The following is an 18,584-nucleotide window of genomic DNA, read 5'->3' on the forward strand; positions in this document are numbered from 1 at the left end:
CGGTCGTGGTGGCGATGGTGCGAGGCATGGTCACCACGGTGGCTCCGGGCGGGCTCAGAAGGGTGGTGGGGCGTCGGGCTGCCCATCCCGGGGCTGCCGCGGTCCCTTCTCATCGGTCTCGGTCGCGTGTTCGGGGGTTGGGCTGAAGCCGAGGAGGGAGGGGAGGGTGTCGAGGTCCTCGGGTGGTCCGCCGCGTCGTTGTCCGTCCTGGCCGCGGTGGGTGAGGGTGATCCAGCCGGTGAGCCGGGGGTCGTGGTCGGTGGCGCCGTCGGCGTCGTCGGTGTCGGCGAGCAGGGCGGCGGTGCCGCGGTGGGCCAGGGCGGTGTAGAGCGCGCGGCGGGCCAGGTCGAGGTCGTCCTCGAACGTGGGGATCGAGCCGCCGGTTCGGGTCGGGGCGCCGGTTCGGGTCGGGGTGCGGTTGTCGTCGGGGGGGGGTGGGGGGTTCGTGTCTGGTCGCGGGCTTCGTCGGTGTTGGTGTGGTCGTGGCTGTCGTCGGTCCGGTGGTGGGATTCGTCGGCCGGGGTGCGGTGGGTGGGGAGGTATTGGCGGTAGTCGTGGCCGCGGGTGCGTTCGACCTGGCCCAGGAGTGTCTGCCAGGTGAGGTCTCGTCGGGGGCTCAGGGTGCTGGTCCACCACTGGTCGGTCTTGAACTGGTGGCTGCGGACGTCCTTCAGGGTCAGGTTGGTCTCGCTGGTCGCTCCGCCGGTGCCCCAGGGGGTCTCGTGGTCGAGCTCGCATGACGTCGCGGGGGTGCGGCTTCCCGGTGCCCGGGAGTAGACGTCGGCGGCGATCACCTGGCGCCGCACCGCCGCATCCGGGCGGTAGGCGCTCGATCAGTCGCCCGTCGGCCGGGTCGACCAGCAACCTCGACAGGGTCGTACCCGGGGCGAGAGCGAGCTCGCGGGCGTGCCCGGGGGTGATGAAGGCAGGGTGGCGCCCCAGGGCCTCACCGACAGCATCACCGGAACGCTGATGCACCATGGCCCTGGCCCGGTCTGAGGCCGGCCGGATCGTCATCACCGGGTGGACCGTGCCCGCGGGCGGTAGCGGTATCGGGCACGGCTGGCCGGCAGGTGGAGCAGGCGGGCCGACCGGTCAGGGTGTCCCAGGGGATGACGACCTGCAGGCAGATGTCGGGTTGGGCGGTGATGATCTGCGCGATGGCCTCGAGGCCCCCAGGAGTGATGAGGGGATCATGTGCCTCGTCGTGCCGCAGGAGTGCGTCCGGCGCCCCACTCCCGAGGGCGGACCGGGCCCAGATGATGCGGGAGGGCTTCGCGGACCGGTTCGGGATCCAGGACCCGGACCAGCTGACGGTGCGTGACCTGATCCAGACGGCAGAGTCCAGCGCCGAGGCCCAGGCACGGGCGGCCTCACCGCTGGCTCAGGCGGAGTGGGAGGTCGCCCAGTTCGGTTCCTACGCCGACGAGCTCGGCCGGGAGGCCGAGCGTCTCCAGGGGGTCGTCGAGGACGCTGCCGTCCCTGGCCCTGACGGTGAGCCGAAGAGCGCGCCGGATCACGAGTGGGCCACGTCCCGGCTCGCGGCGGTGCAGGACCTGCAGGGCCGGGCCGTCGACGAGCGGGAGGCGCGAACGACCGGGCCGAGCGGTTGCGCGCCACCGGCGCGAACAGTGCCGACCGCGGCCGGGAGTCCACGTGGGCCAAGCAGTGGGATACCCCCGAACGGCGCGACGCGCTGCGGTCCCGGCTCCAGAACACGAACAGCCTGCCGCCTGACGCCGTGGACGCCCGCCTGCTCACCGACCGCGCCCAGGGGGTGCCCCCGGACGCGGCGACCTGGCACCGCGGCTCTCGCGGCCACCAGGGCGCCCCCGCGCGAGCCAGGCAGGCCCAGCGGCAACCCCAGCGTCGCCGCTAGGAACGTCTCTCTACGGGTTACCGATGAGGGACCGGCAAGGTGGGTTCGAAAGACGCGCGTCCAGCCAATCCGCCATGAGACAACTTCGCTAGTCGTGTTCGTTCTACTAGTAACGGCAATACCCAACGGCTCCCTCACCTACACGCTGACCGCATCCCCACGCCAATGGCCTGGCCCTGCTCATCCTTCGCCGCATAGTCCTCACGCAACGGTTGACGGGCCTCGAAACCGGGAGTAACTTCAGCACTCATGGTGGGATCAAGGGTGACAAAGCGAGTATCGATAACCACTCGTACGACTGCTGTCTGTCTGTTGGTGCTCGGAGCTGCAGTGCCGGCTCACGCTCATCACGGGGTCGACAACGCTTATCAGAATCCGGGACTAGACGACTGTAGGCAAGGAAGCCCTCGTCAGGATGTCTGCCGAGCGGACAATGCGACTCACACATGGTTTTTTCCAATGGGTATAGTTCAAGTTTTCTGAACGCGGCTGTCTCGTCAATGAACGACTGGGGTACAACAGACCTCAATACGGCTAGGGACACTTCACTTTCCTACTTGGAGACTGACGTTCATTTCTGGCCGGATAATACGCTAACGGATACAAATACACTGGCTAATACTGATTGCCTGACGGCGGTGAATTGGCTTAGGTGCGGGGCGTACCAAGTCAGAGTAAGACCAGACGTTTATCAAGGCGGTTATAACTTAGCGAAGGCGGTGGTATGTCATGAGACAGGGCATACTATCGGTCTTCTGCATGGGAATCAGTCAAACCCTCAGGTAGCCAACCAAAACCTCGATCTGGGTTGCATGCGAACGCAGCCACTCGATGGCCAGATGCGTTTCATTGGGGAACACAACCTGTGGGAAGCGGATCGGATGTACTAGACCACAAGGAGATGAGCCAAGTGGAGAGAATGCTGACCCAGGCCAAAACTGGCGCACTTGCCGTGGCCCTATTCGCCTTGGCGGCTTGTGGAGGTGCGTCGGTTTCAGAAACTGGAGGTGAGGCTAGTTCTGACGCTCCAGCGGCTGTCAGTTCAGGTGAGAACGCAGCTGAAACGACAGCGGTCCGGGAAGCCGGAACACCGATTGTGCCGGCGGCGTCGCTGGGGGACATAGCCCGCTGGGGGTCTTCCGTCTTGGCGGTTTCCGTGGTCGGAGAAGAGGCGCGCACACGAGTTCAGCGGGTCCTGGTGAGGTGGAGCTCGGTCGTGACCTTACCGTGCGCGTCGAGCAGGTTGTCTGGCAGCACCCGCAGGCCGTCACACGGGTATCCGCTGGTGACCAGCTGTCTATCTACACTTTTCCTGGGTTCGTTGAGGTTGACGGCCAGAGATCACCGGCAGCGCCAGAGGGTGCGATTCGCATGAACGTCGGTGAGGAGTACGTGGTCGCCATGGCCGACGACGTCACGGACGGTGCGCAAGTCCTCATCCTTCTCAACACTTTCAGTTGGGAGTCGGGCTCGATGAAATTTCCGAACTCCGCGCCTGTTCCTGAAGAGCAGGTGGCTGCTGATCTTGAGCGCCTGTCGACCGAAGAGGCAGGCAGCGGTCCCAGGGTTGGGGAGTCGCTGATCCAGCGTGTAGAACGTGTGGGACAGCGGGAGTAAGCCTTCTTCGGGTGATGCTGATACGTCCGCAAGACGCGGGCGCTCATGCGCCATGTTGTAGGCGTCGATGAATGTCCTGGCGCCCTGGCCGCGCCACTCTTGCTAAAACATCGTGAGAATGCTGGACTAGGTGGAATTGGAACTAGTGTTAAATACACGGATCCAGCACTGGCGTGTCTTTACCGTCGAGAAGGACTGGCCAGGTTCAGGGGTCCTGCCTCCGAATCTCGCCCCGGATCTGGCACTCGCCCCGGGCCCGGGTGTGGTCCTGGGTCTGGCTCTGGTCGTGGTGGGGGAGGGTGAGGGTGCCGTGCAGCAGAGGGTCTGGGCGACGTCGGAGCGTAGCTGGGCCAGGGTGCGTTCGTCGCCGGCCTTGCGCAGGCTCTTGGCGCAGGAGTCCAGGCGTTGGGATATCGCGCACAGGCTGGTCAGTGGGCCGGTGACCGCGAGCGTGGCGGTGGAGTCGTCGTCGACCCGCAGCCAGACCCGCCGCTCGGCCCGGGCCCGGGTGCGGCGTTCGCGCTCGGCCTGCACATCCTGGCCCTCGACGCGGACGGCTTCCCGCTCCAGCGCGGCCCGGAACTGCGCCGCGTGCCAGGGCCGCTCCAACAGCTCCCCGTCCGGGCCGAGACGCTCGGGCACCACGCCCGCAGGGTCGGACCCGAACAGCGACTCGGCGACCAGCGCGGCGGACTCGGCGGGCAGGTTGGCGCACCGGTCCCAGAATCCGCGCACGTGACCCCACGACGCCAGCCCGGAGCGCAGGCGTGGTGCACCGCGGCCCGGACCGGTGCCGGCGCACACGCCGTGCCCACGAGCTGGCGGGCTTCCTTGACCCCGACGCCGAGCGCGACCTGCAGCTCGGGCGCACGCCAGACGCTTGGTCTCGGCCCGCCACCGGCGCCGCTGGCCCGCAGAGTGAGCTCCTCGACGTCGCTGAAACCCTTGTCCGCCAACAGCTCCCGACCCACCTGCGCGGCCAGGTCCCAGGCCGCGTCCAGCAGCTCGGCCTCCATCGCCGCACGACGCGCCGCGACCTCACGCACCCTCGCGACGCACCCGACGCCTCAGCGACGCCGGACGTCTCGCCGACCACCTGCTCGGTGCCGAGACCGGACCCCGGTAGACGGTCTTCTTCCCCCCTGCCGCCCGCGAGGCCGTGTGTCCGAGGTCCTGCCCGCGTCCAGGATCAGACGCAGTGGGGACGGACTGCTCCCCACCTCCCGGGCGCGCGTCGTCCGCGACGCGAGCCACACCGCTGCCAGGGGATGCGTGGCCGTCCGATCGCGAATCCGTCGGGGCACCGGACACACCTGCCACCTCGACCAGCACGCGGCACCCCGGTCGGGGAAAGAACCGCACCGGGGGAACGGACGGGATCAGACGGCGCAGCTGCAGCTCGAGCACGCTCGCGCGCTCCGGCAGCCCACCACCTGCCACGTCACAGCCCCGACGTCGTGTCATCGTCCCTCCCTCCACCTGACGCGAGATTAGCACACATGTTCGAACAAGCGCAACGCAGATCTGGCGGCACTTTCGCCACGTGCCAGGACTTCAGTGACACATCTGCATCACGACTTCGGTGACAGTCCTGCATCAGGACGTGTGTTGCGGGTGAGGGGCCGGGACATCGTCTCCGTATGAGCGAAGAGCCGTGTGTGCCACGACGTCGGTGACAGTCGTGTCGAGGGGCGGGCGCGACGGGCGCCGTCGACAGCCATGTCCCAGGACTCCGGTCGGCTCCCACCGGGGGGCCACAGAGCTCAGGTGAGCATCAGCGGCAGCGCCCTCGCGGCCGAGATCTGACCTCTCACACGACAGCGTCCAGCGCGATTCCAGGCCACGTGACGAGCCGTAGTAACCCTCCGTGCACACGGCCGGGCATACCCTGGCGGGCTCGTCGAGAGCACGCCGCGCGTGGGTCGCGACGCGCCGACCCTCACTACCCGCCAACTGCTCGATGATCCCCGCCAGCAGCGCCGTCTGCCGCGGCACACCGCTCACCAGCACGTGCTCGTGCCGGGCGTGCGGTCCGGCGCCGATCCCGCCGAGCCCGTCGAGGACCGGCAGCCCGAGCGCGGCGATGAAGTTGGCGTCGCTGGCACCGCCGACCGCCACCTCACCGACCTCGACACCCAGGTCAGCACCCGCGACCCGGGCGCGAGACCGACGAGCCGCGCCGTGTGCTCCCCCGGGTTCATCGGCGGCCGGTTGCGGTCGATCGCGACCTCGAGGCGGCACCGCGGGTCGTGCGGGCGCAGCGCCTCCAGGGCCGCCACGACGCGGTCCTCCTCGGCCGGCTCCTGGATCCGCACGTCGACCGCGCAGGTGGCGTGCCCGGCGACGACGTTGCGGCCGGTGCCGCCGGTGAAGGTGCCCACGTTGACGGTGGTCCCGCGCCCCGACTCCGCGAGCGCGACCACCTCGGGCACGAGGGTCGCGAGCTCGTGCACCGCGCTGGCTCCGGTGTCCGGGTCCAGCCCCGCGTGCGCCTCCACGCCGTTGACGACGAGGTCCGCGAAGACCATCCCCTTGCGACGCGTCTTCACCGCCCCGTCGGCGCTGGGCTCGGTCACGAGCGTGACCAGCGCCTCGCGGGCCGCCGCCTCGAGGTGCGGTCGCCCGGCGCGCGAGCCGATCTCCTCGTCCGCCGTGAGCATCAACCGGAGGTCCGGGTGCGGCACGCCCAGCTCGAGCAGCGCCAGCAGCGCCCAGACCGTCTGCACGATCCCGAGCTTCATGTCCAGCACGCCGGGCCCGGTCAGCACGTCGCCGTCGCGGCGCAGCGGCCACCCGGCGAGCGTCCCCTCGGGCCACACCGTGTCGTAGTGCGCGAGCGACAGCACCTCGCCCGCCGCCCCGGACCCCGTCCAGGTGAGGTCGAGCACGTCGCCGAACTCACCGCCGTCGTGCTGCACCCTCCGCGCCGGCTCGCCCAACCGCCCGACGAGGTATGCCTCGATCTGCGGCAGCGCCGCCCGCAGCAGGTCCCGGCGCTGGCTCGGGGTCTCCAGCGAGACCAGCAGGTCGAGGTCCGCCAGCACGTCGTCCAGCCGGGCGGCGACAAGGTTCCGGACAGCGGCCGCGTGGGTGGTCGGCATACCCTCACCGTATGCCTGAGCCGACGACGATCCTGGACGACCACCCCGACCTGCGCGCGTCGCTGCACGACCTCTACCGCCACCTGCACGCCCACCCCGAGCTGTCCATGCAGGAGGAGGCGACCGCGACCCTGGTCGAGGAGCGGATGGGTGAGCTGGGCTACGAGGTCTTCCGGTGCGGCGGCACCGGCGTGGTCGCGACGCTGCGCAACGGCGACGGTCCCGTCGTGGCCTTCCGTGCCGACACCGACGCGCTGCCGGTCGAGGAGGACACCGGGCTGGACTACGCCTCCACCGCTCGCGGCACCCTGCCCGACGGCAGCGCCGTCCCGGTGATGCACGCTTGCGGCCACGACATGCATGTCACCGCGGCGGTGGGGGCCGCGACGCTGCTGGCGCAGGACCGCGACGGGTGGTCGGGCACGGTCGTCTTCCTCTTCCAGCCGGGGGAGGAGACCGCCCAGGGCGCGGCGGCGATGCTGGCCGACGGGCTCTGGGACCGCGCCGACCGGCCCGAGGTGGTCTACGGCCAGCACGTGTGGCCCGGCGTCACCGGCACCGTCGACCTCACCCCCGGACCGGCGATGACCTACTCCGACTCCTGGAAGGTCGTGGTCAAGGGCCGCGGCGGCCACGGCTCGCAGCCGGAGTCGACGATCGACCCGGTCGTCCTCGCCGCGCACATGATCGTGCGCATCCAGAGCCTCACGAGCCGCGAGGTCCCGGCGCAGAAGGCCGCGGTCATCACCATCGCGACCATCCACGCGGGGATGAAGGAGAACATCATCCCCGCCACCGCCGAGTTCACCATCAACATGCGCAACCTCGACGCCGACGTCCGCGACCACCTGCTCGGCGCCCTGCGCCGGGTCATCATGGCCGAGGCCATGGCCTCGGAGGCACCCGAGCCGGAGATCACCGAGATCTGCACCTTCCCGCTCCTGCACAACGACGTGGACGAGGCCGGGCGCGTGCTAGAGGTGCTGCGCGGCACGCTCGGCGAGGGGCACGTCAGCGAGATCCCGGCGGTGATGGGCAGCGAGGACTTCGGGGCGCTGCCGGACGCGATCGACGTGCCCGGCGTCTACTGGTTCTTCGGCGGCCTCACCCGGGAGGCGGTCGAGGGGGAGGAGCCCACCGTGACCAACCACTCGCCCTTCTTCGCGCCGGAGCTGGAGCCGACGCTGAGCACCGGGGTGAGCGCGGCGCACGCGGTGCTCACCGCCCGGCTGGGGGCGCGGGCATGACCGGCGAGGGGGCCTTCGGGGGCGGGGAGGGCGTCGGGCGCGAGGTGTCGCAGGACCGGCGGGTGCTCCGGCTGTCGAACTCCGCCGCGGGCAGCTCCGAGGACGACGTCGTCGTCATGGGCGGGGACGTCACCCTCGTCTCCGGCCGGGAGGTCGTGGTCGAGGCGGACGCGCCCCAGGACGCCTTCCGTGTCACCACCGACGGCGAGATCGAGCAGGACCGGGTGACGCGGCGCTCCTGGCGGCTGCTCGACCAGGGCTGGACGCTGCGGGTGCCGCAGGAGCCCGCCGGAGGCTGACGGCCGCTCAGCCCTGGCCCGCGACCGGCCGGGGCGCGGCATACCCGAAGAGCTCGCCGTCGCCGAGGGCGTTGCGGTCGTTGCCGTAGGTCGGCAGCCCGCCCGCCTGCCGCAGCAGGTGCGCGGTGTGCATGAGGTTCCAGCTCATGATCGTGGCGTTGCGGCGGGTGAAGTCGTTGTCGAAACCGACCGGGTCCGCGTCCTCGCGCGGGTCGGCGTAGGACGGCCCCGGCCCGATCTCGCCCAGCCACCCGCAGTCCGCCTGCGGCGGGATGACCATCCCCAGGTGCTGCAGCGAGAACAGCAGCGACATCGACGTGTGCTTGACGCCGTCCTCGTTGCCGGTGATGACCGCGCCGCCGACCTTGCCGTAGTAGATCGACTGCCCGGCGTCGTTGAGCAGCCCCGACATGGCGTAGAGCCGCTCGATGACGCGCCGGCACACCGACGACTCCTCGCCGAGCCACAGCGGGGTGCCGAGCACGACGATGTCGGCCGCCTCGACCCGCGGCCACAGGGAGGGCCAGTCGTCGGTGGCGATCCCGTGCTCGCGCATGTCCGGCTGCACCCCCGGGGCGATGTCGTGGCTCACCGCGTGGAGGCGGTCCACGCTCACCCCGGCGCCCGACATGAGGTGGTCCACCACGTCGAGCAGCCGGCCGGTGTGTGACTGCTCCTCCTGCGGGCTGAGTGAGCAGTTGACGAGCAGGGCGGTGAGCGAGTCGTAGCGCGGTGCGTCCACGGGGAGCCTCCTGGGCGGGTCGGGGACTCCCAGCGTGGCACGGCGGGCGGTAGCGTGCGGGCGCACCCCTTCCCGACGAGCGAGGTTTGCCCGTGGCCCTGCACCGACCCGAGCTGGTCGTCCTGGACGTCAACGAGACGCTGTCGGACCTGTCGCCGCTGCGCGACCGCTTCGCCGATCTCGGCGTGCCTCCCGAGGAGGCGGCGACCTGGTTCGCCTCGCTGCTGCGGGACGGCTTCGCGCTCACCGTCACCGGCGACAACCCGGACTTCGCCGGGATCGGGCGCGAGCTCCTCGGCAGTCTGCTGGCGGGCTCGGTGGACGACGTGCCGGCCGGGGTGGAGCACGTCATGACCGGCTTCGCCGACCTCGGGCTCCACCCGGACGTCGTTCCCGGCCTGCGGGCGCTGCGCGAGGGCGGGCTCCGGGTGGTCACCCTGAGCAACGGCTCGACCGCCGTGGCCGAGGGTCTGCTCGGGCGGGCCGGCGCGCTCGACCTCGTCGAGCGGCTGCTCAGCGTCGAGGACGCCGGGCGCTGGAAGCCGGCGCCCGAGGCATACCGGCACGCGCTGGACGTCTGCGGCGTGCCCGCCGACCGCGCCGTCCTCGTCGCCGTGCACCCGTGGGACCTCCACGGGGCGCACCGGGCGGGGCTCGGCACGACGTGGGTTTCACGGTCCGGCGGACGCTACCCCGGCCACCTCGCCGCGCCGGACCTCACGGTGGAGGATCTGCCCGCCCTGGCCGAGGCCCTCCAGCAGGCCTGAGCCCGCCGGGTGCCGGGTGCGGTGGTGGCCCGGTGCGTGGCGGTGACAGACTCGTGGCATGGACGAGCCAGAGGACGAGGGTGTGGAGTATGCCGAGGTCGTCCGCCTGCCCGTGGGACGGCGGCCGGAGACCCGCAGGATGCAGCTGGAGGGGGACCAGGTCACGGTGATCTACCTGCCGTGGCCGCACGAGGTGGACGGGCAGACGCGCCCGGCCGGCCTCTACGTCTGCGGCGACGCCGAGGCTGCCGGGGCAGGTGCGGTCGAGGACGCCTTCCTCCCGGACCACGACGAGCGCGGGCTCGAGGAGACGTGGCGCGACGCCGAGCAGGCGTTGCGACGGCACCGGCGCGCCGAGCCGGACGTCAGCGTGGCGGACGACCCCGACGACGACGCCGTGTCCCAGGACGACCGGTGAGCCGCGACCTCGACATCACGGTCTACGGCGCGACGGGCTTCGTCGGCGAGCTGGTGGTCGAGCACCTGGCGCAGGCCGCTCCCGAGGGCACGGCGATCGCCCTGGCGGGCCGGTCCGAGCCCAGGCTGCGGGCGGTGCGCGACCGGCTCGGCGAGCGGGCGGCGGAGTGGCCGCTCGTCGTCGCGGACTCCTCGGACGGCGACAGCCTCCGCGCCATGGCGCAGCGGTCCAGGGTCGTCGTGAGCACGGTCGGGCCCTACCAGCGGCACGGGCTGCCGCTGGTGCTCGCGTGCGCCGAGGCGGGCACCGACTACGCCGATCTCACCGGTGAGGTCCTCTTCGTCCGCGAGGCGATCGAGCAGGCGCACGAGGTCGCCCGGCGCAGCGGTGCCCGGATCGTCGTCTCCTGCGGCTTCGACTCGGTGCCCTCCGACCTCGGCGTCCACCTGCTCCACCGCGCCGCCCAGGAGGCCGGTGCCGGTGGCCTCACCGACACCACCATGTGGGTGCGGGAGGCCAAGGGCGGCTTCAGCGGCGGCACCGTCGACTCGATGCGCGGCCAGCTGCGGCAGATGGCCGACGAGCCCGGCCTGCGCCGCGTCGTGGCCGACCCCTTCGCGCTGAGCGGCGGCCGCAGCGGGGCTCCGGGGCAGCGTGACGTCATGCGGCCGTTCGTCGAGCAGGACAGCGGCAGGTGGACGGCTCCCTTCGTCATGGCGTCCTACAACACCCGCGTGGTGCGCCGCTCGGACGCGCTCCGGGACGGCGCCTACGGGCCCGCCTTCCGCTACCGCGAGGTCATCGGCACCGGCCGCGGCTGGCGTGGCGCGGTGCGTGCCCGGCTGGTCGCCGGCGGCCTCGGCGCGCTCGCCGGCTCGATGATGGTGCCCGGTCTGCGGCCCCTGGTCGACCGCGCGCTGCCCTCGCCGGGCGAGGGACCGAGCCGGGAGACCCGCGAGGCCGGCTCCTTCCGCACCGAGACGATCACCACGACGCAGGACGGTCGCCGGTGGGCGGCCACGGTCGCCGCGCAGGGCGACCCGGGGTATGCCGCGACCTCCGTCGAGCTCGGGCAGGCCGCCCTCGTGCTGCTCGCCACCCGCGGCGAGCAGGGGCGGTCCGGCGGCGTTCTCACCCCGGCGGTCGCGCTCGGGGACGACCTCGTGGCGGCGCTGCGCGCGCAGGGGTTCACGCTCGAGGTCCGCGAGCTGGGGGACGAGGACCTGCGGGCCGCGTGAGCGACGAGACGACGCCCGGCCACGGCGGGACAGATCCTGTCGACGACGAGCGCTGGTTGGTCGTCGACGGCCGCCGCTGGCGGCGGCAGGACCCTCACCTGCCGGAAGAGGTCGCAGCCGAGCTGCTGTCGCACCTGGGGCGGGGCCGCTCGGCGGTGCGCGCATACCGGCGCCGCGGTGAGGACCCCGCGCCGGCCCGTCGCCGCGTCGACCTGGCCAAGCACGGGCTGGGGGAGCGCGGCACACCGTGGTGGGAGCAGGACGACGAAGCGCGGCGCGCGCGGTGGCAGGAGGCGCTGGATGAGCTGTCCGCGCTGGACCGGGACGAGGCCTCCGGCGAGGACGACGACCGGGCCTGACCGTTCGCGGGACGCACGCGACGGCACCCGGCACGCCCGTGGGGACGGGCGCACCGGGTGCCGGCGGTGAGGCGGGTCAGACGGCCTGTCGCAGCTGCTCCATCTCCCAGATCTGCGCCTCCTGGGTGACCAGGAGGTCGGAGGCGAACTGCTGGACGAAGAAGTCCGTGCCCTCGAGGCTCACGTCGACCGCCATGTCCACCGCGCCCTCGTGGTGCGGGATCATCAGGTCGAGGAACATCGCGTCGAACTCGGCCCCGTCGGCGTTGCGCAGCGCGCGCATCTCCTGCCGGGTCGCCATGCCCATCTGCTCGACCATCTCCGGGTCGCCCAGCATCTGGCGGTAGGCCCTCTTCTCGTTGGTGACCGGCAGGTCGTTGCGGGCCTGCCAGCCCTGCATCGCGTCGATCTCCAGACCCTGCTCGACCAGGATCCTCGCCGCCAGCGCCTTGACCTGCGGGTTCTCGGCCCGGCTCGGGGCCATGCGGCTCATGAGGACGGCCTGGTGGTGGTGCGGGGCCATCATGTGCATGAACATCTGGTCCGCGTCGTTGGCCTCGTTGGTCTCGGCGAGGCCGAGCGAGCGGTCCGTGCTGGCGAGGCGCTCGGCACCGGCGGCCGACATCGACGTGGCCGACTCACCCGGCATACCGGGCACGACGACCGGGGCCTCCTCGGTGTCGCCAGCGGCGGCCATCGACGGCAGGCGCCCGCGCTGACGACCCTCGGCGTACTGGTACTGCGTCTGCGCGTTGAGCACGTCGAAGGTGACCCGGCGGTCGCCACGCGTGCCGCGGATCCGCAGCACGTCCAGGCCCTGCTCGATGTCGCTGGAGTAGATGTGGCCGTTGTAGTAGTACGCCGACCAGGAGCCACCGACGGTGAGGAACTCGTCGGACAGCGCGCCCCGGTCGAAGTAGCCGATCTCCTCCGGCCCCGAGGAGTTGGTGAAGTCGAAGACCGAGACACCACCCTGGTACCACGCCTGCACCATCATGTCGCCGCCGTTGATCGGGACGAGCGAGCCGTTGTGGGCCACGCAGTTCTCGTTGTCGGTCTGGTTCCGCGGGATCTTGTAGTAGCTGCGGAAGACCAGCTCGCGCGAGCTGCCGGCCCCGGCGATGTCGAAGATCGCGTTGGCGCCGCGGTTGGGCCCGACCTCCTCGTTGCAGGTGGCCGCGCCACCGCCACCGAGCTCGTCGGTGAAGACGACCTTGGTGCCGTAGTTGTTGAAGGTGGCCGAGTGCCAGAACGCGAAGTTGGCGTCGCGCACCCGCTCGATCACCCGCGGCTGCACCGGGTCGGAGATGTCCATGAGGATGCCGTTGCCCATGCAGGCGCCGGCGGCGAGCCCACGCTCCGGGGCGACCGTGATGTCGTGGCACCCGCTGGTGCCCGGTGCGCCGCCGCCCGGGAAGAGCACGGGCTCGGCGACCACCGAGGCCGAGCCCGGGTCGTCCAGCGGCACGTCGACGATGGAGATGCTGTCGTGCGGCGGCTGGCAGTTGGGGAAGGCGTCGTTGGGGCCGTAGGAGGAGACGTAGAGGTAGGCGCTTTCGCCCTCCGGGTCGGGGACATAGGTATGGGTGTGCGAGCCGCACTCGGTCGCGACCGCGCCGACGTAGTCCGGGTTGCGCAGGTTGCTGATGTCGAAGATGCGCACGCCCTCCCAGCCCTCGGGGTCGCCGCTGTTGGTGGGCTCGCTGGTGCACGAGGTGCTGGTGCGGGCGTAGTCCACCGAGAAGAACAGCAGCGAGCCGTCGTTGGTGACCGAGATGTCGCCCTGGCCACCGGGGCAGAGCACCTGGCTGACGATCTGCGGGTTCCGCGGGCGCGAGATGTCCCAGATCGTGAAGCCGTCGTAGTTGCCCTGGAAGGCGTAGTCGCCCCAGAAGGCGATGTCGGAGTTGAAGGCGTTGTCCAGCGGCGAGCGCTTGGGCGTGTTGTCGAGCAGCGACATGTTGTCGCTGATGTCGACGTCGTCGGGGTCGGCCTGGACCGTCCCCGGCAGCAGCGTGACCGTCATGACCAGCGCGATCAGGGCAGCGGCCCAGCCTCGCAGCAGTCGACGTGTGGAGACCGCGTGACTTCGCATGTGAGAAACCCCCGTTGGTACGACGATGAACGTGGATGCTGTGCTCTCGACGGTAGACCCGGCCTCAGGCGATCACCAGGAACTTGACGGGATCTTGGACAGACCTTGACGGGGCCTTTACCTCCGGGAGTCGAGGGGGAGGGTCGCCCCTAGGCTGGTGCCATGAGTCCGATCGTCGAGGAGTCCGCACAGCAGGTCAGGGTCGCCGTCATCCCCGGCGACGGGATCGGCACGGAGGTGATGGAGCCGACGCTGGAGATCCTGGAGACCGTCGGCGAGCGGCACGGGCTGGCCTTCACCTGGCAGCACCACGACTGGAGCTGCGAGCACTACACCCGGACGGGGCGGATGATGCCCGAGGACGGCCTGGACCAGCTGGCCGAGGTCGACCAGATCCTGCTCGGGGCGGTCGGCTTCCCCGGGGTGCCGGACCACGTGTCGCTCTGGGGCCTGCTCATCCCGATCAGGCGCGCCTTCAAGCAGTACGTCAACCTGCGGCCGGTGCGGCTCATGCCCGGGATCGAGTGCCCGTTGCGGCTGCCGGAGGGCGCCGACATCGACTTCCTCGTCGTCCGAGAGAACAACGAGGGGGAGTACTCCGAGGTCGGCGGGCGCATGTATCGCGGCACCCCTGACGAGGTGGCCGTCCAGGAGTCGGTCTTCACCCGGCGCGGCGTCGAGCGGGCCGCCCGGTATGCCCTGCAGCTCGCCGCGGACCGGTCCGGCTCGCTGGCCTCGGCGACCAAGTCCAACGGGATCGTGCACACGATGCCGTTCTGGGACGAGGTGGTCCACGCCTGCGCCGAGGACTTCCCGGGCGTGCAGGTGCGGGACTACCACATCGACGCGCTCTCGGCGCTCTTCGTGCTCGACCCCGGCCGCTTCGACGTCGTCGTCGCCTCCAACCTCTTCGGCGACATCCTCACCGACCTCGGCGCCGCGATCATCGGCAGCATCGGGATCGCCCCGTCGGCCAACCTCAACCCGGAGCGGGAGCACCCCTCCATGTTCGAGCCGGTGCACGGGTCGGCCCCGGACATCGCCGGTCAGGGGATCGCCAACCCGCTCGGGCAGATCTGGGCCGCGTCGATGATGCTCGACCACCTGGGCCACCCGCAGGCGGCGGCCGAGGTCGTGGCCGCGGTGGAGGCCAGCCTGGCCGTGGGCATACGCACGCCCGACCTCGGAGGTTCGGCGACCACGACCCAGGTGGCGGACGCCGTGCGCGAGCAGCTGCGTGGCGGGACGGGCGCGTGAGGATCCTCGAGGTGCGCGAGCGCACCTTCCCGATCAGCAGCCCGATCCGCAAGCGGTCGTCGACTTCTCGCAGATGACGCTGAGCCTGGCCGGTGGTCACCGACCAGGTGCGCGACGGTCGGCCGGTCGTGGGCTTCGGCTTCAACAGCAACGGCCGCTACGGCCAGGGCTCCCTCATGCGGGAGCGCCTCGTGCCGCTGGCCACCGGGGAGAACCTCGTCTCCCACCTCGACGCGCTGAACCTCGCCCGCTACGGCGGCCTCGACCCGCAGCGGGACTACCTGCAGTTCGACTGCGCGCTCAGCTACGGGCTCGTGGAGTACCTCCGGACCCTGGAGGCCCTGGCGCCGCTGGGCTGGGAGCCGCGGCGCTTCATCCCCCACGGCGGGCACCAGATGTCCCTCAACATCGCGGCGGGCCTCGGGCTCGGGGGCGACGAGTCCTACCCCGACCTGTTCCAGCCCTTCGGTGGCTTCCCCGACGGCGTCACCGTGGACGAGGGCTACATCACCATGCCCGAGCTGCCCGGCATCGGCTGCGAGGGCAAGGCCGACCTGGCGCAGGTGTGCGCGGAGCTGGCCGGCTAACAGGGCGGTTCTTGCTTCGTATCTAAGTACGTGCTGTACTTAGATACATGAACGACGAGCCCAGGTGGCCGGCCCCGTGGGTCCGGGCTGCGCTGGAGCTGGCGATCCTGGGCAGTCTGGCCCCCGGCCCCGTCCATGGATATGCCGTGGCCCAAGCCCTGCAGGAGCGGGGCTTCGGGCGGTTGCGCGGGGGCTCTCTCTACCCGGCGCTCGCCCGGCTCCAGGAGTCCGGGGCGATCGAGGCGACGTGGGTAGAGGGTGCGGCCGGGCCGGGCCGGAAGGACTACCGCCTGACCGTCGAGGGCCGGGTGCGGCTCGACGAGGGGCTCGCCGCCTGGCGTGAGCTCACGGACACCCTGGACACGGACGACGAGAGGTGAGGGTGATGGAGGAGCGAGACGGGTCGGCGACGGCCTCGACCTCGGACGTCCTGCAGGCATACCGGGATGCCCGGGCGCAGGCGGAGGACGAGACGTGGGCCTCGAGGGTCCTGGCGCTGTCGGTCACCCAGGGGGTGCGCCTGGACGTGCTGGAGCGCGAGCTCTGGGGCGCGCTGGAGCTGGTCCGCGAGAGCGGTGAGCCGGCCGAGGACCTCTACGGCCCGGCGCAGGAGTGGGCCCAGGACCGCATCGAGGAACGGGTGGCACGAGGTCAGCGGGTGTTGGACTCCGTCGCGGACACGGAATGGCGGGACGTGCCTGTCGTGGGATCGGTCGTGGCCGGGATCCTCAGCCTGCTCATCCTCGCCGTCTGGTGGGCGCGAGACGGGCTGACCACGGACTACACGGCCGGTCTGCTCCTCCTGCCGGTGGCGAGCGGGTTCGGGATCATCCTGGCCCTCGCCACCTGGGAGCGGGTGCTGCGACGGCACTCCTGGACGATCGCGGTCACGATCGGGCTGGTGCTCGCCACCGTCGGCGTGGGGCTGCTCACCTGGCTCGTCTGGGGCACCAGGGGTGAGGTGGTCGCCACCGGGAGCGTCTTCTGGCTCGCGGCCCTGTCGGCTGCACACTTCGGCGTCGCAGCGCTCCTCGAGCGGGTCTTGCAGAGCCAGGATCGACGCCCCCGCCCCAGGCCCGCCCGCGTGAGGGATGACAAGGAGTGGGAGCGGGACCTTGCCGGGGCACTCCGGTTCCGGCTGGACCTGCGCGAGACCCAGGTCCGCGACATCGTCCGGGAGGCCAGGGCGCACACGGTGGAGTCCGGTCGCTCGCCGGAGGAGGACTTCGGTGCTGCGGACGGCTACGCTGCGAGCTTCCCGAGGGACCGGAGGGCGGCGGCTCGTCGGATCGCCTGGGCGCGATCCGCCATGGTCCTCGTGGCCGCCTTCCTCGCCTTCGGCGGTCTGCTCGACCGGCTCGCCTGGGCCGAGGTGTCCTGGGTAGGGTTCACCGTGCTCGTCCTCGCCGGGGGCCTGGCGACGTCCGCCTGGCGTCGCTACCTCGCCGAGGGTTGAGTGCCCGGCGGCCCGCTGCTGGACTCGCGCACCGTCAGTCGCCACGGGACCTCGGGGTGGCGCCGGCGGTGCGGCGGAGCCGTGGATGCGGTCGATGAGCAGGTCGAGCACGGAGCCGGTCAGGGCCTCCAGGTCGTGGGAGACCGTGGCGAGGGACGGGTTGTGGAAGCGGCCCTCGGCGATGTACTGGGCGACGAAGGGGACCGACCGGACCCGGCCCGTCATCGACGCCTCGGGCTACAGCCACCGGGTGCCGACGACGGACGTCTGGGACAGCCACGACTACACACAGGACCCCGAGCAGTTCGCCACCAACATGGCCGGGCTCGCGGAGGGCAGGCCGCACGACAACACCGGGGCCTGCGCCGAGGGGGCACCCGGTTACTCGCTGCCGTATGCCGGGCAGCCGTACTTCTGCAGCGAGTACGGCGGGATCTGGTGGGTGCCCGAGGCGGCGCGCTCCGACGCGGACGCGACCCAGGACGCGGGCGAGTCGTGGGGCTACGGCGACCGGGTCCGCGACGAGGAGGAGTTCTACGCCCGGGTCGAGGGACTGACCCGGGTGCTGGACCAGGACCCGCTGATGTTCGGCTACTGCTACACCCAGCTCACCGACGTCTTCCAGGAGAAGAACGGCATCTACGGCTTCGACCGGTCGGTGAAGTTCGACCTCACCCGCATCCGCGCGGTCTTCGGAGCCGTGGCGGCCTATGAGCAGGAGGGCTGACTAGGCTGACCGCCGTGGGAGAGCAGCTGGCAGTTGCGGTCACCGGGGCACCCGGCGCAGGGAAGACCTCGACCGGTCAGGAGCTGGCCCGGGTGCTCGGCGCGGCGCTGCTGGACCTCGACACGGTCACGAACCCGCTCGTCGACCTGCTCGTGGCCTCGCTCGGGGGCCAGGGGTATGACGACCCGCAGGTCGCGCCGCAGGTGCGCCGGGCGAGGTACGCCTGCCTGGTGGGCGCGGCCCAGGACTGCCTGCGCGCCGGCACGCCGGTGGTGCTCGTGGCGCCGTTCACGGCCGAGCGGGCGGACCCGCAGGCGTGGGCCGGGCTGGCCCGGACGCTGACCGCGGCCGGGGGTGAGCCGTGGCTGGCCTGGCTGGAGATCTCCGCCGGTCGGCTCGGGGAACGGCTACGGGAGCGGGGGGCACCGCGGGACCACGCCAAGCTGGCGGACCTCGACGGCTACCTCGCCGGGGTGGACCTCGCCCCGCCGAGCGCGCCGCACCTCGCGGTGGACGCCACGCTATCCCCGCGGGAGCAGGCGCGGGCCTTGCACCGTCGGCTGGTGCCGGCGCCGCGCTGAGAGAGCGGGGAAGGCGTCCTCGCACCCCCTGCGGGTCGCGTGCTCACGCGCGTCCGAAATTCGTCGGACCGACCCGTTGACAACGGTGTCATCTGCGAGGCAGACTCCTCCTGTCAGCAGATGACAACGATGGACAACGACGACCGGAGGACTCCATGGTGGAGCGAGCGCACACGCTGCGGCGTGCTGGTGCACCCGGTCCTCGGGGAGGCCG

General features: G+C 71.3%; 17 protein-coding genes. 13 read left to right on the top strand and 4 right to left on the bottom strand.

The features are described 5' to 3' along the window. The first annotated feature begins 3,250 nt into the window (after positions 1–3,250). The gene (locus FU792_RS05630) at positions 3,251–3,496 is read left to right on the top strand and encodes a hypothetical protein (RefSeq protein ID WP_149814599.1); all 246 of its coding nucleotides are present in this window, start codon (positions 3,251–3,253) and stop codon (positions 3,494–3,496) included. A 126-nt stretch (positions 3,497–3,622) separates the two neighbouring features. Here FU792_RS05630 and FU792_RS05635 read toward each other — a convergent pair whose 3' ends face one another. Both FU792_RS05635 and FU792_RS05640 read right to left on the bottom strand, forming a co-directional pair. Further along, positions 3,623–4,231 (bottom strand): hypothetical protein, encoded by a 609-nt coding sequence (locus tag FU792_RS05635; protein WP_149814600.1) that lies wholly within the window; start codon positions 4,229–4,231, stop codon positions 3,623–3,625. 1,265 nt (positions 4,232–5,496) lie between these two features. After that, positions 5,497–6,597 carry a M20/M25/M40 family metallo-hydrolase gene (locus FU792_RS05640; protein ID WP_238706052.1) on the bottom strand — a complete coding sequence of 367 codons (1,101 nt, stop codon included), beginning with the start codon at positions 6,595–6,597 and terminating at the stop codon, positions 5,497–5,499. 11 nt (positions 6,598–6,608) lie between these two features. Between FU792_RS05640 and FU792_RS05645 the strand changes: the two genes are divergently transcribed. Together FU792_RS05645 and FU792_RS16685 are read left to right on the top strand one after the other, a co-directional pair. Then, a complete protein-coding gene (locus tag FU792_RS05645) occupies positions 6,609–7,844 on the top strand; it encodes an amidohydrolase (RefSeq protein WP_022924700.1) in 1,236 nt (411 codons plus the stop codon). Then, positions 7,841–8,143, top strand: a complete 303-nt coding sequence (locus tag FU792_RS16685; RefSeq protein ID WP_022924699.1) for a hypothetical protein — start codon at positions 7,841–7,843, stop codon at positions 8,141–8,143. Before FU792_RS05645 ends, FU792_RS16685 begins: the two co-directional genes overlap by 4 nt. 7 nt (positions 8,144–8,150) lie before the next feature. Here the strand turns inward: FU792_RS16685 and FU792_RS05650 are convergent, their stop codons facing one another. Beyond that, positions 8,151–8,885, bottom strand: a complete 735-nt coding sequence (locus FU792_RS05650; RefSeq protein WP_022924698.1) for a flavodoxin family protein — start codon at positions 8,883–8,885, stop codon at positions 8,151–8,153. Positions 8,886–8,977: 92 nt separating this feature from the next. On the opposite strand from FU792_RS05650, the gene FU792_RS05655 reads away from it, so the two are divergent. Genes FU792_RS05655 through FU792_RS05670 form a run of 4 tightly spaced genes read left to right on the top strand, consistent with a single transcriptional unit; the run spans position 8,978 to position 11,667 of the window. Beyond that, positions 8,978–9,652 carry a haloacid dehalogenase type II gene (locus FU792_RS05655; RefSeq protein WP_022924697.1) on the top strand — a complete coding sequence of 225 codons (675 nt, stop codon included), beginning with the start codon at positions 8,978–8,980 and terminating at the stop codon, positions 9,650–9,652. Positions 9,653–9,710: 58 nt separating this feature from the next. Continuing rightward, positions 9,711–10,070 carry a hypothetical protein gene (locus tag FU792_RS05660; RefSeq protein ID WP_022924696.1) on the top strand — a complete coding sequence of 120 codons (360 nt, stop codon included), beginning with the start codon at positions 9,711–9,713 and terminating at the stop codon, positions 10,068–10,070. After that, on the top strand, positions 10,067–11,308 hold the full coding sequence (locus FU792_RS05665; protein WP_022924695.1) for a saccharopine dehydrogenase family protein: 1,242 nt from the start codon (positions 10,067–10,069) through the stop codon (positions 11,306–11,308). The genes FU792_RS05660 and FU792_RS05665 overlap by 4 nt, the downstream gene beginning before the upstream one ends. After that, positions 11,305–11,667: a hypothetical protein gene (locus FU792_RS05670; protein WP_022924694.1), complete on the top strand. Its 363-nt coding sequence runs from the start codon at positions 11,305–11,307 to the stop codon at positions 11,665–11,667. Before FU792_RS05665 ends, FU792_RS05670 begins: the two co-directional genes overlap by 4 nt. A 76-nt stretch (positions 11,668–11,743) precedes the next feature. On the opposite strand, the gene FU792_RS05675 is transcribed toward FU792_RS05670, so the two are convergent. Beyond that, a complete protein-coding gene (locus tag FU792_RS05675; RefSeq protein WP_193559856.1) occupies positions 11,744–13,693 on the bottom strand; it encodes a DUF305 domain-containing protein in 1,950 nt (649 codons plus the stop codon). Positions 13,694–13,924: 231 nt separating this feature from the next. On the opposite strand from FU792_RS05675, the gene FU792_RS05680 reads away from it, so the two are divergent. From FU792_RS05680 to FU792_RS05705, 6 genes are all read left to right on the top strand, one after another. Then, positions 13,925–15,019 carry a tartrate dehydrogenase gene (locus FU792_RS05680; protein WP_022924692.1) on the top strand — a complete coding sequence of 365 codons (1,095 nt, stop codon included), beginning with the start codon at positions 13,925–13,927 and terminating at the stop codon, positions 15,017–15,019. 92 nt (positions 15,020–15,111) lie between these two features. After that, complete coding sequence (locus FU792_RS05685) at positions 15,112–15,606, top strand: enolase-like domain-containing protein (protein WP_022924691.1); 495 nt, start codon at positions 15,112–15,114, stop codon at positions 15,604–15,606. Between the two features lie 47 nt (positions 15,607–15,653). Continuing rightward, entirely contained in the window at positions 15,654–15,986 is a 333-nt protein-coding gene (locus tag FU792_RS05690; RefSeq protein WP_022924690.1) for a PadR family transcriptional regulator, read from the top strand. A 5-nt stretch (positions 15,987–15,991) separates the two neighbouring features. Beyond that, positions 15,992–17,062, top strand: a complete 1,071-nt coding sequence (locus FU792_RS05695; RefSeq protein ID WP_022924689.1) for a hypothetical protein — start codon at positions 15,992–15,994, stop codon at positions 17,060–17,062. Positions 17,063–17,156: 94 nt separating this feature from the next. Then, complete coding sequence (locus FU792_RS05700; protein ID WP_149814601.1) at positions 17,157–17,789, top strand: hypothetical protein; 633 nt, start codon at positions 17,157–17,159, stop codon at positions 17,787–17,789. Positions 17,790–17,803: 14 nt separating this feature from the next. Further along, complete coding sequence (locus FU792_RS05705) at positions 17,804–18,370, top strand: P-loop nucleotide/nucleoside kinase family protein (RefSeq protein ID WP_022924687.1); 567 nt, start codon at positions 17,804–17,806, stop codon at positions 18,368–18,370. The last annotated feature ends 214 nt before the right edge of the window (positions 18,371–18,584 follow it).

The sequence above is a fragment of the Serinicoccus marinus DSM 15273 genome (genome assembly GCF_008386315.1).
In the GTDB taxonomy this organism is placed as follows: Bacteria; Actinomycetota; Actinomycetes; order Actinomycetales; family Dermatophilaceae; genus Ornithinicoccus; species Ornithinicoccus marinus.

What these genes read in the sequence shown, in the direction of transcription:
- FU792_RS05640 (WP_238706052.1), bottom strand. Translation starts at nt 6,597, where the DNA reads ATGCCGACCACCCACGCGGCCGCTGTCCGGAACCTTGTCGCCGCCCGG.
- FU792_RS16685 (WP_022924699.1), top strand. Translation starts at nt 7,841, where the DNA reads ATGACCGGCGAGGGGGCCTTCGGGGGCGGGGAGGGCGTCGGGCGCGAG.
- FU792_RS05630 (WP_149814599.1), top strand. Translation starts at nt 3,251, where the DNA reads ATGAACGTCGGTGAGGAGTACGTGGTCGCCATGGCCGACGACGTCACG.
- FU792_RS05680 (WP_022924692.1), top strand. Translation starts at nt 13,925, where the DNA reads ATGAGTCCGATCGTCGAGGAGTCCGCACAGCAGGTCAGGGTCGCCGTC.
- FU792_RS05645 (WP_022924700.1), top strand. Translation starts at nt 6,609, where the DNA reads ATGCCTGAGCCGACGACGATCCTGGACGACCACCCCGACCTGCGCGCG.
- FU792_RS05690 (WP_022924690.1), top strand. Translation starts at nt 15,654, where the DNA reads ATGAACGACGAGCCCAGGTGGCCGGCCCCGTGGGTCCGGGCTGCGCTG.
- FU792_RS05695 (WP_022924689.1), top strand. Translation starts at nt 15,992, where the DNA reads ATGGAGGAGCGAGACGGGTCGGCGACGGCCTCGACCTCGGACGTCCTG.
- FU792_RS05700 (WP_149814601.1), top strand. Translation starts at nt 17,157, where the DNA reads ATGAGCAGGTCGAGCACGGAGCCGGTCAGGGCCTCCAGGTCGTGGGAG.
- FU792_RS05675 (WP_193559856.1), bottom strand. Translation starts at nt 13,693, where the DNA reads ATGACGGTCACGCTGCTGCCGGGGACGGTCCAGGCCGACCCCGACGAC.
- FU792_RS05660 (WP_022924696.1), top strand. Translation starts at nt 9,711, where the DNA reads ATGGACGAGCCAGAGGACGAGGGTGTGGAGTATGCCGAGGTCGTCCGC.